This window comes from Flavobacterium sp. B330r, assembly GCF_056824325.1.
The window spans coordinates 3,144,569-3,157,070 of sequence record NZ_CP124860.1 but is presented as its reverse complement, the minus strand read 5'-3'; the positions used below and the strand labels follow the sequence as shown (position 1 = coordinate 3,157,070).

At 33.2% G+C, this 12,502-nt stretch carries 3 protein-coding genes; all 3 read left to right on the top strand.

Annotation, left to right across the window (positions count from 1 at the left end; all coding sequences use genetic code 11):
* The first annotated feature begins 2 nt into the window (after positions 1–2).
* The 3 genes from QLQ95_RS13985 to QLQ95_RS13975 all read left to right on the top strand — a co-directional run bounded on the left by QLQ95_RS13985 (position 3) and on the right by QLQ95_RS13975 (position 12,497).
* Positions 3–3,725 (top strand): hypothetical protein, encoded by a 3,723-nt coding sequence (locus QLQ95_RS13985; protein WP_482500305.1) that lies wholly within the window; start codon positions 3–5, stop codon positions 3,723–3,725.
* Between the two features lie 5 nt (positions 3,726–3,730).
* The gene (locus QLQ95_RS13980) at positions 3,731–4,873 is read left to right on the top strand and encodes a hypothetical protein (RefSeq protein ID WP_482500304.1); all 1,143 of its coding nucleotides are present in this window, start codon (positions 3,731–3,733) and stop codon (positions 4,871–4,873) included.
* Between the two features lie 625 nt (positions 4,874–5,498).
* Positions 5,499–12,497: a hypothetical protein gene (locus tag QLQ95_RS13975; RefSeq protein ID WP_482500303.1), complete on the top strand. Its 6,999-nt coding sequence runs from the start codon at positions 5,499–5,501 to the stop codon at positions 12,495–12,497.
* Positions 12,498–12,502 lie beyond the last annotated feature (5 nt).

Below are 12,502 nucleotides of genomic sequence, written 5' to 3'. Positions count from 1 at the left end.
TTATGCCAATATACACATCAAAAAACGCTATAAACAATGTTCCTCTAGCTGAACAAGAGCAAACTAACAATAATGACGGAGGTAAACTTCACTGTTTACTTTTTCGAGACAATTCCCGTTTAGTAGATATAGCTAGAAGCGGCGGTATAAAAACATCTCCATTAAAAATTGGAGATGAAAATGAAGCTGTTAGATTAATCAAGGTTGCATTAAATTTCATTAATGAAAGGAATGATCTATACCCTGAATATAATATTTCTCAACTAGATGAGAACTCATATAAATTTGATTCAAATCTAGAAAATGCAATTGCTCTCTTTCAAAAAAAATTCAATCTACCAATAACAAATGTGGTAGATTGCAAAACCATATTGGAAATTGATAGTAAATTTCTAGGAGATGAATTTTTTGATGCTGACAAGAAAAGATACATAGGAAAGTCTAGTAATAAGGAATTTAGTTTCGTACAACAATCTCTTGCAAACAATAAATATGAATATTCGATCTCATTCCGTGAAAATGATCGTCCTATCAAAATTGAATTAGATACAGTTCTTAAAGGTGCAATAGTTCGAAAAGATATCACTGTTAATGATAAAAATTTAAACATTGATCTTTCAAATAAGGCCAAAAGTGAAATTCTAAATAAACCCGAAGTTCAGCAAATATTTTCAAGGTACGGCATTGATGGTCAGAATTTCACTGCAATTCTTAATCCCGATGAAACTAAAGTTCAATACAGTACCGCAAAAATTTATACCGAAACTTATATTTTAGATTACAAAGAAGAAGAAGAAAATACCCCTCCATTATTATTTGACGATGAAGATGCGAAATTGCATAAAATAGAAGAAGGTGATTCTCCTGAAAAAATCATTCTTGACAATTATTATGGGGGCGGTGGCTTCCCGATTATGGATCCGTATAACAACACCGTAATCTTTAATCTTCCCGAAAGAAAACCATTTCCTGCCGCAAAAAGAAAATATGATTCTCGCTTTCAATTTTATCTTAATCTTTTATACTACTATAATTCAGAAGAAAAAGGTTCTAGCATAAAAGAATGGGGACTAGTAAAAGCTAATGGCTATCAACGATATCCAGTTAACCATCTTAATGATATAAATATTTTTGAAAATGAATTTTATCAAGATGAGCCAAAAACTGCTTTACCTAATTATTACCGTTTTTTAAAAGAAATGGAAAGGCTGAATCCTAATAGTAAAATTGAGTTCGATAGTGATGGAAATACAACTTCATTTTCAACGATTAAAGGGAAAAACATTAGAATTCCTTCCAGAAAATTTGCTGATTCGATGTATTATTTTCTAAACTTCAGGCCAAATGAAATGTTAACACCTGTAAGTGTTCCTCCTACTACTCCTAATAGTGAACCTACATCGGTCATGGACTATGTAATTGATGAAGTTTTAGATCTTTTTGTTAACAGAGCGGGTACAGCTCTTGAGAATCTTGTTGAGACTGGTCTAGATTATGTTGATGAAATGGTAGATGATGCAATTGCATTGTATCAGGAAGCTGCCGAGTTTTTTAAAAAAGCATATAATTTTGCTATTGACGTTTTAACTAAATATTGGCCAAGAGGTCTTGGTGGTACTATTGCAATTGGAGGAAGCATTACTTGGGGTATTCCAATTCAAACGAAAGGGAATGTAGAAAGAAGCCTTTCTAGAAAAATGTCCAAAGAAAAAGAATTAATAATTGTCTACAGTACTCAATCAACATTTGGAGTTGGTGCCGATGTCGCAGTTGGAACCAGTCTGGGGTTACACACAGGAGGGCATGGTACATCTCAGAAAAAATTCGGGTTAAATGTTGGTCTTGGCGCAGGTAAAACGTATGATATTAAGATTGCAAATGAATATGAATTTCCAGTCAGAAAAGAGGAAACAGCATTATTAACTATGATTATTAATGTTTTTGGAGGAGCAATGGTAAATGCTACTGCTGACGTTTTAGAATATTTTGATGTCATAAACTTAAATCCAAGACAATACTTAACAAAGTTTGAAGTTTCTTTCGAAGGAAGCCTTACTGGCTGGGCTGGCGCACAAATAGGGGTTGATACAGGAAATGGTATTAGTACACCAACTGAAAACCAAGACACTCCAGCCCAACAAGATAATAATAGGGGTTATGGTTTTGTAGATAATATTTTCAATAAATTAACCGGTATGGGCGCTACAGGGGAAGCAGCTTTTAAAAGTGGTATTGCTTTTAGTTATCAGGTAGACTATGGGGAAAACCCTCTAACTAAAAATCATTCAGGCAGAGTTTTTCAGTCTATCGAGATTGATACAAACTATTATTCCCAGAATACTTTAAATTTTGGACTATTAGGAGGTTTTTTAAAAAAAATATTTGTGAATTTACTTCCTGGAGCACAATTGGTAGGAGCGTTTTTTAATCAAATCTCATTTGATAAGGGAACCATGTTTGGCGTCAAATATAAATTAGATAGAATTGACTCTGCTGATTCTATCGGTCCTGGTGATTTCGATTTTACTGGTCAAAATGTTATTGTCGACACTCTTAGTGGTCATTCTATAAAATATTCTAGCCCAGAAAAAAAAGTAATACAACAAATTTCATTGTATTACAGTACTTTCACAGGAGATGTTAATTCTCTTTGTCAGCCCGGTACCGAAATAAAATACAACTTTAATGTTGGTACTCTTTATCAAATGATTAAAGATAGAGAAACCTACGATTATAACTTTGAAAACATTTTATCATTATTTAGAAGTATAGAATTTCACAAAAAAGTTGGTGCTTTAAATATTAACACGGGACAAACCAAACTTGTCCGAGTAAAAATGCCAGACAAAAGCCTTACTGGTTTAATCGTTGGAGCCCACAGAGGTAGTTCAAAACCTGAAGCCGAATTAATTTCTAAAATGTTAGAACAATCTTTAAAATTAAGCAAATCAAATACATTTTTTCAAGGAGGATTAGCAATTGATGTAAAAATGGAATTGGAAATAAAACTAGTAGCTAAAGCAATAGAATTTTATCTAAAAAAACTCAATTACAAGTATGCCACTTTAAACACTCCCGCTGAAAGAAAAACATTCGAAGGTAAATTAGAAGAAAAAAGACGTCAAATTCATAATATAATTAAAGAAAAAGAGAAAGTTAATCCAAATGCCACCGAAGATCAAACAGTAGCTGCATTAGGAGCTGATTATTATGAAAAACTTTTTGATGATAATAAATCAGGAATCTATCCAGGCACTAGTATTGTAGGTTTAAATGCTGAAATGGATAAATATATAAAATTGGCACCTCCAGTAAATTATGTTACTGGCTTACTAAGATTTTTAAAGGGCCTTAATCATTTTGATCTCTATCTTAATAATAAAAAACCATCACGTGGGACAGATCTTGATTATGGGATAACTAAAATTATAGATTATTTTAATTTTATTGCTACTTTAGCACAACTTGATGTAACATTAGAAGCAAAAGCTGGTGCCAGCTTTGGAGGAACCGTAAAAGCAGGGGAAGGAGCAACTATTGGTGCAACACTTGAAGCACTGGCTGAAATAAACTATCAAGCTCAATTATATAAGAATGGAAATTTAACATTTTTAGACCCGGAAGATCCTTTACGAATTACTTACGACAAAATACGTGGTTTGTTAGGTTATCAAAAAGAAAGCAAACGTATCGCAGCAAAAACAGTATTACAGACCTTAAAATAATAATTATGAAGAAAACATTTTATTTTACTTTCATTTATTTATCACTGTTCTCTACAACATTTTTAAACGGACAGAATTCAAATAGATATAATCTATTTTATTCTGAAAAAAATGAAATAAATTTAAAAGGCTCTGTAAAATCGTCTCATACATTCTACTCCAAAATCAATGAAAATCTTCCAAAGAATATTAAAAATGCTATCCAAGTAAATAATGGAGCTCCTTGGGTTTACCCATATTTAGAGCTTTATAAAAATGGTTCTCAAAAAATCGCTGTAAATGGGATTCCAAATTTTGGCTTAACAAATCTTTCTTTGAGGGAGGTTAATGTTAATTATTCTAATTATGATAGCAAAGACCTTGAAAAAAAAGAAAACAAAAAAACAGCTTATAAAAAGTATCCTCAAAATAGTGACTATTATTTACTACTAAAGCCAAATGTTGATAAGTATACCTTTTCCAAGTATTTAGATTCTAAAGGAACAAATGAAGTATATCAGAAAGATTTAATCCAAAGTCTATATGTTTATCAATATGATAATAAAGGAAGAATAAAAGAAGAATTGGAATATGTTTTAGACCCTGTAGATTCTGTACCCCTAAAAAAATATAATGCTCAATACTTTGATATTAAAATATTATTCTTTTACAACGAAAAAGACCAGGTTATAAGCCAAAAAATTGTTTCCGGCCCAGAGAATGAGGAACAAATAAAATCTTATTCTTTTAATGCATTAAATACCGAATATGAATTTTGTAATGATTTACAATTGAAGTATAAATATGACAATCAAGGGCGTATGACACAAGCTTTGCTTTATGGAGAGGGACAAAATATATCTAAAGAAGATTATATCTATCATCCTATAAAAGACTATGTAGAAAAAGTAAAATATTATGTCACTGGACCTGGAGAAATATCTAATCCCACCAAAAATTTTGTGAAGACTTATAATGAGCAAGGTGATATGATTGAAAAAGAATTTATCCTTGATTTTCCTGAACAAACTCTTGATGTTAAAAAACTCTACTACACCTACGAATACGACAGCCATAACAACTGGATAAAATGCAACATGTTTCTTGAAGGAACACCAGATGGAGAGCCGACTTTGGTTGCCGAAAGAAAAATCGAATACTACAATTAGTTTTTTACAAAACACTATCTCAATACTGCGCTTAAGTTTTAGGCGCAGTAAATGGTAGTTTTATGCTGCTTTTAAAGTAGACTTCTTCTCTACACACTTCATTTCATAGAAGTAATACATTAAAATTCTCTTTGCTTTTAACAGCAAACATTCATTTGATCTTCCAAAAAAAAACATATTTGTTCACCTTCTGAACAACTGTGTTAAGTCTTAAAATACAATTGTTCAGTGACCTTGCATCCGTTTTTTTAGGCCTGTTTTTTTTCAAATATTTGCAATGTGAAAAAGAAATAACTATCAAAATTAAAAGCAAAAACTCACATTTAAAACACAATTTTCTGATTTAGACAAAAAGACTTAACAACAATGTTTTTTAACTAACTATTGAAACAATCAAAATTCATGGTCATAACACCATTAAAAAAAACAACTACCTAAGGAACAGGTAAAACACAACACAAAAATACATTTCAAAATTATTTTGTCCTCTCTTGCACGATAGGAATACACTCTACCTATGCCTTGTTCTAACAGAAACATTTGGAGAGAATTACAGCAAGGTCTTAAACAAAAAAATTGAATGAGTTTGTGTAAACCACTAACAACAGAAAATAAATTTTAGAATATGTCAAATCAAATAATGCACCCCTCGTTAAGCCAATTATTACCATTAGACAAAATCCCTAATGAATTAGAGGCAATCAGAGATGCCCTCGCAAGTCTTTTTGATTCTGTTTTTGTCAAAGATTTAATTGCCAGCCAGAGTTATGATAACTCTTCTGGTTTTTACAGCATGACATTAACCACGTACAATTCACTTGGACTTGATATTCCGCTAGCACAAGATTTAAAGCTGGTTTTGAATCCAACTGTCGATGGTAACACTGAAATTCCAATCAGTTTTGATTACTCTTGGATTATTCTAAAGTACATCAATGATTTCAACTTTGAATCATTCGACAATACTATCGAATCCGTATTACGTATTCTTTTTGAATTAGCAGAAATCAACGAAAAAACATTTTTAAATGAACTTATTAATACTTTTTATCCTGGTGCAAATGCATTAGTAGATTTTGTTAATCAGTTTAATAGCGTACACACAGACGCTTTAGCAACTTTAAATGACCCGAATGCCTCTTTTGATAATCAGGTAGAGCATTTGTCACAACAGATAGGAAGTTTAGACATCGACTTGCTAAAATTTGCTTACGATACTCTTCTGAATGTTGGAAATGAAGGATTAGATCGTTTGAAGAAATTGTTTGCTCACTATTTCGATAATATCGAAAAAAACATCAAAGAAGCTTTAACACTTCAGTTTAGAATGGCTATTAATGAAATTAGCGTAGGGCTTCAATTTCCTCATAAATGGCTACAACCAGTTTATACTGGTAACGAAAATGTTACCGGAATAGCTTTGGATGATCCTTTGCCTGAAAATTATTTTAGCTACTTAAAATTTGATGTTGGAAGCTTGGAATATTCTTCTAATCGCGGATTCATCTTTAATAATATCTCTAGTTTTAGTTTAAACAGATCTATGATTGGGAACACTGGATTAATCGCAGAGTTTTCAGGATTAAAAGTAGATTTAAGTAGAGATAAAAATATTCCTGAAGCAGATGCAGACGGAAGAGGTGCGGCATTTAGAGGAGTTTACGCAGAAAAAGCGGCTATTAAATTACCCGAAAAATGGTTTAAAAAAGAAAACGATGCTACATTACAAATCACTGGAAAACAATTATTAATTGGTACTGAAGGTGGAATTTCTGGAACAATTGGATTAGAATCTCTAATTGTTGGAAATCCTGTCAGTGAGACTGATTACATGTGGTTTAATTTAGCTAAAAGCTTCAGGGTTGGTTTCAACAAATTTGATATTTCCTTCAAACAAAATAGAGTTATCTCTTCTAACATAAAAGGAGCTTTAGAAATTCCAAAATTTAAGAAAGGAAACACTCCATTTATTGTTGACATTGAAGGTCATTTATATGACGATGGAGACTTTAATCTTACCGCTTCTTTTGATAAAGAAAATGAACCCAAAGCCAATTTACTTGGTCAAGTAGATTTCGATTTTCACAGTTTTGAACTTGGAAAACAAGATGATGATTATTACGTAGGAACTTCTTGTTATGTGTCTTTCCCTCAAGGAACATTAATGAACAAATTGGCAAAAGGCCAAGGTTTTGATGTTGAAAAACTTCGCATTTACAGCGATGGAAACATTGAAGTCGAAGGAGGTTCTATTCCAATTCCGATTAATTTATCTGTGAACCTTGGACCAGTTCAGATGGCGGTGAGCAACATCAACTTTGGTTCAACGCAACTTAATGGACATAAATATAATTTCTGGGGATTTGATGGTGCTATCAGTGTCAATCCATTAGGATTAGATGCTCGTGGTGAGGGTATTAAATACTATTACAGCACAGAAGAAGGATTCAAAGATTCTTTCATCAGAATCCAGACTATTGAAGTCGATTTGATGATTCCTGGAACAGCTTCAGAAGAGTCTGCGATGGCTATTATTCATGGTATGATTTCGTTACCTCAGCCAGGAGAATCACAAGAATTCATGGGAGAGGTTTCCCTAAAACTACCTAAAGCTAAAATTACAGGAAGCGTAGGAATGCGTTTTGCACCTAAATACCCTGCGTTTTTAGTTGATGCAGGTATTGAATTGCCTACAGGTATTCCGCTTGGATTTCTTTCAATCACAGGCTTCAGAGGTTTATTAGGATTTAGATATGTGGCTACCAAAAAAGCAGCTGGATTAACAACCGAAAATTCTTGGTACGAATTCTATAAGCATCCAAAAGCCGGAATCAACATTAGAAAATTCAGTGGACCGCCAGATTCTATGCAATACAAATCACCTTTTTCTATTGGAGCTGGTGCAACATTTGAATCAACAGGCGGAACTATTTTAAATATGCGAGCCATGCTGTTGCTATCTCTGCCTACTCTATTCTATATTGAGGCAGGATTAAATATTCTTGGCGATAGATTAGGTCCTATTGAAAAAGATCAGAGCACTCCTCCATTCTTTGCAATGGTTGCCTTTGGAGATAATTCGTTGGAACTTGCTGCCGGAGCAGATTTTCAAATGCCAAAAGATGGCGGACAGATTATTCAATTGCACGCTTTACTAGAAGCTGGATTTTTCTTTAAAAACCAAAAGCCTTGGTACATCAATCTTGGTTCTAAAAAAGATCCGATTACGGCTAGAATCTTAACCTTATTTACCGCTAAAGCATTTCTTATGCTTTCGGCACAAGGAATTGAAGCTGGAGCAAGATTAGACTTTAAACTCGAGAAAAGCTTCGGTCCTGCAAAGGTCAAATTATGGGCTTATTTGGAAATGGGCGGAAAAATCTCATTCAAACGTCCTCAAATGGGTGGTTATATTGCCGCTGGTGGAGGAATTCAGATTAAAATCTGGATTATCAATGTTGAAATTGTCTTAGACACCATATTCTCTGTAGAATCTTTTAAACCGTTCTTGATTTATGCAAAATTAGAATTAAGTGTACGTGTTAAGCTTGGCTTCGTTAGAGTGCGTAAAAATTTCAAAATAGAACTGCAATGGGATATCAATAGAATTGTAGATAGAACACCATACAGTCCGCTTCCTAAGGGGACATATGGAGACGCTAATGACAATAGAACTGCCGATTCTGTAAAAGGAGTACATATGCTTACAAATGAAGCTTTCTTGCTTGATTATTTTAATCAGATGCCTAGTCCTAGTGCCATTTCTAAAGTGATTCCGTTAGATACTTTCATCGATATTAAAATGACGAAAGGAGTATTACCTAACACTAGTCTTTCTAAAATAATTGGTGGATACACTGCTGATGCGAAAAATTACACTGATTTAATGCCTCCTGAAGCAACATCAAAAGCAGGAAGAAAGCTTCGTCAGGTAAAACACCAATATTCAATTGAATCGATTGAATTACTTTCTGCAAATGGAAATTCTTGGGAGGCTTATCATCCTTTTAAAGCGGTTGTGGATTCAACATCCAGAGATCTTGTAAAAGATTTGCCTTGGGCGCAATGGCAAAAAGTAATCGATCAATACGATAGTATTCGTGTTTTGGCAACTAATCCATTTTCATACTTAAGTGCAGGAGAACCTGGCTGGCATGTTCCCGAACAATTCGGAATTACACCTTCTAAATTATTCTGTGTCTCTGATAGCATTGAAGCAGAATATGTCAACTTTAAAAATAAAAAAATAGGAAAACGTTATTATGTACCTACTCAATATGAAGCAGATAGAATCAATGGTCTGTTCTTTAAACTCGTTGGTGAAACTCCTGAAATTGTGGATGGCAAGCTTTCTGAAGGTGATTTTATGAACATTTCTGCAGAAAGCAATCCTTTTGGTTTTAGAAGATCGCTTTCATTCAAAAATTATAATAAACTGGAAATTATTTTCCCTGAATCTGCCATTGAACCAACTTTAAAACTTACAACTCAGGCAAAAACAGTTAATATTCGCGCTTATACTTCAGTTTTTGAAGAAGGAGATAAGTTGTCTAAATATAAAGAAGTTAAAATATGTAAGGCTAAAAATTCGCCAGCTTTATATGAGATTGCTTACACTAAAGCCGAACTGAGATCACCAATAACCTTATTTGATGAAAACGGCGATGTTTTATTGAAAAAGAAAATTGATAAAATTGTCATCAGTCCAGTAGCTGCAAATGCTGACGCTATTTTAGATGTTAGAAATAAAATTGCGGCGTTATTTAATGATACGTACGCTTCAGCTGATGGAGAATTTATTGTATCAGAACCAAGCGATATAACCGAATACAATCGTTTAATGACCTTATTGGCTCAATTAAAAGCTGAAGCAGGTAACGATAATCCAACTGGAACTTCTGAACCATTGACATTTACTCGTTTTTATGGATATAACGGAAGAGCTCTTTTTGCCTTTGATAAAGTTTTCAAATACAATGACACTTACTTAATTTCATTTCATCCAACACCAAAAACTACTGTTGTCGCACAAATTGATGCAAAAGGAAATCTGTTGAGAGAGCGTTTATTGAATGGTTTGGTAACATCAATGCAAGTTGTAAATAATAATTTATTAATTACTCAAGCTTTAGATGCAACTCAGTGCAAAGGAATTGGAGAAGCTATTGTTGATGACACTTTTATAGTAGGCTGCGTAGCTCCTGCTGCGACAACTGCCATTGTCGAACTTGATTCTGAATTAAACAGAAACTCTGGAATGCAGTATATGAATACGTATTCTGAAGGTTTCAACAAGCTTATTTCATTGCCAAATAATGAATTGCTTTGGATTAATACTTTAGAAGACGGAACTCAAATTAACTGGGTTAATGGTACAGATCGCTCTCTTTTACGTCGCGTAAAAGTAAACGAAGTTGCAATTAAAGTTCTTCAGCATAGTAGCACCGATTTTAGTTTGATTACTAAAAACAAAAAAGTCATTCGCTTCAGCATCAATGCAAGTACTAAGACAATTCTAGCTGGTGATTCAAAATTAGTTGCAGAATCCTCAATCTCTGAAATTATAGATGCAGTAATTGCCAATGATAAAGTCTTGCTTACGGTTAAATTGACAAACGGAAAATTCGGATTAGCTCAAATTAACGGAACTTCTATTACAGTTGTCAAAAACGATACAATTTTTGATTCTGCAATTTATTTGTCAAACAAGACTTTGGCAGACAATTCTCTTATCGCCTATAATGAAAAATACCTGTTTGTGTTTAATACTTCATTAAACCTTGTAAGATTAATCGAAAGAGGAAGTTCATCAGATAAAGCATCTATTATTAACATTCAAAATGAGCCTTCGACAAATGAAATTCTAATGCTTTCCACAAAGCAAAATGAAAAAGGAATTTATTTCTCTTTATTTAATGACCAATTTGACAACTGTTCTTTATATCCAAAAGAAACTGTTTCGGTTGTTACGTCTACATCTGCTTTAACAGATTCGAATGCAACTCATACAGACTTAGGCAGCACTGATAAAGCGGTTTATACGAGAGGAACAAAATCTTCCAGTTTATTGACAATTAACGCTCTTATTTGTTCTGCTGGAGGAGATTCTGATGATGATAATGAAGTAAACTACTCTACTTCTGTTCAAGAAATTGGATGGTTAACTAGGGAAAGTTCAGTGCACAATCTAACTATTCCAAGTTCAATCGCTGTTGCTGAAGATAATCAAGCAATGCAAGCTGCGATTCAGAATACAGTTCAACCAATTTGGAGACCGAATTCAACTTATTGCTTAAAATTTACTCTTGCAGATAGAGTGGATGATAAAGACACAACTAAATTCGATTACTATTATGGTTTCAAAACATTAGGTCCTGTAGGGCACTACCCTGTTCCAGATCCTGTGGTTCCTCCTGGACAAACACTTGTTAAAAATGAATTGACCGATTTATCAAAATCGCCATTAACGTCATTAAGACAGTATTTAGATTACAACCGTTCTTATCCAAATGCCGATGGAAGTTTATTATTATCTAAACCTTCATTCTACGGAAATGAGCAATGTAAGATAACAATGTTCTTCAAGAATCCTTATGTGTATCATATGCTTAAAGAATGGAATGCTTATGACAGCAGGGCAAAAATTGATGGCGCTTTAAATCTTATCATTAAAGATCCTTTGAATGATGTTCTTATTGAATATCCGTTACCAGTACAAACAGTAGAAAATCCTACAATGTATCCGCGTGCAGAAAAAGATAATACAAAATGGGTTAATGATAACGATCCTAGGATTCCTTTGAATATCCAGATGCTACAAAACATGATTAAAGGAAGTACTGGCAAAATAAAATGTGACATTACAATTGGAGATGCTTTAAAACCGAAATCGTATGGATATGAGGTCAAATTAACCGATTTAAAACCTTCGAAATTGTATACCGTATTAGCTAAAAACTATTTCAATAAAAATCAAAACAATCAAATCGAAGATTCAGAAAATGTATTGGTGCATCAATTTGGTTTCCAAACCTCTCGATACAGAGATTTTGCAGAACAAGTAAACAGTTATGAGCTTAACCAAGCCGAATCAAGGAAAGCTTTATTTGATGTTCCACTACGTTTAAGCGAAGATCAGATTACATCTTTAAACAATGTTGTTTTGGGACTTGATGATACTTTAAGCAATTCATTAGCATTAAAATATCAGCATTTATTTGATCGTGCTATTGAAGGAATTTTAAAAATGTCTCCTCTAGATCCTGCTCAATCTACAGAAGTTAATCGAATTATCAATACCAATACTGGTGAAGTGGTAGCACTTTTAGTTCGTAATCCGGAGCCATTCAATATTCCTAAAATTCCATTAGAAGAAATTCAAAATACAATTTCAGTAGTTGACGATGCTGGTGTAGCCAAAGCAAACTATAAAGCACTGCATTCTAAAGATTATGCTCAGGTATTAATTATGAATGACAGCAAAAAAATTACTGATCAAAATTTAAATATCAAGTTCGAATACAGAATGTGGAATAATAACGGGTCTGTTGCCCAGTATTCAACGCCATTAACAGTTCGTGCTGCTGATCCAGTAACTTTAACTATTGAAAATATAAATCTTTAAAAAAC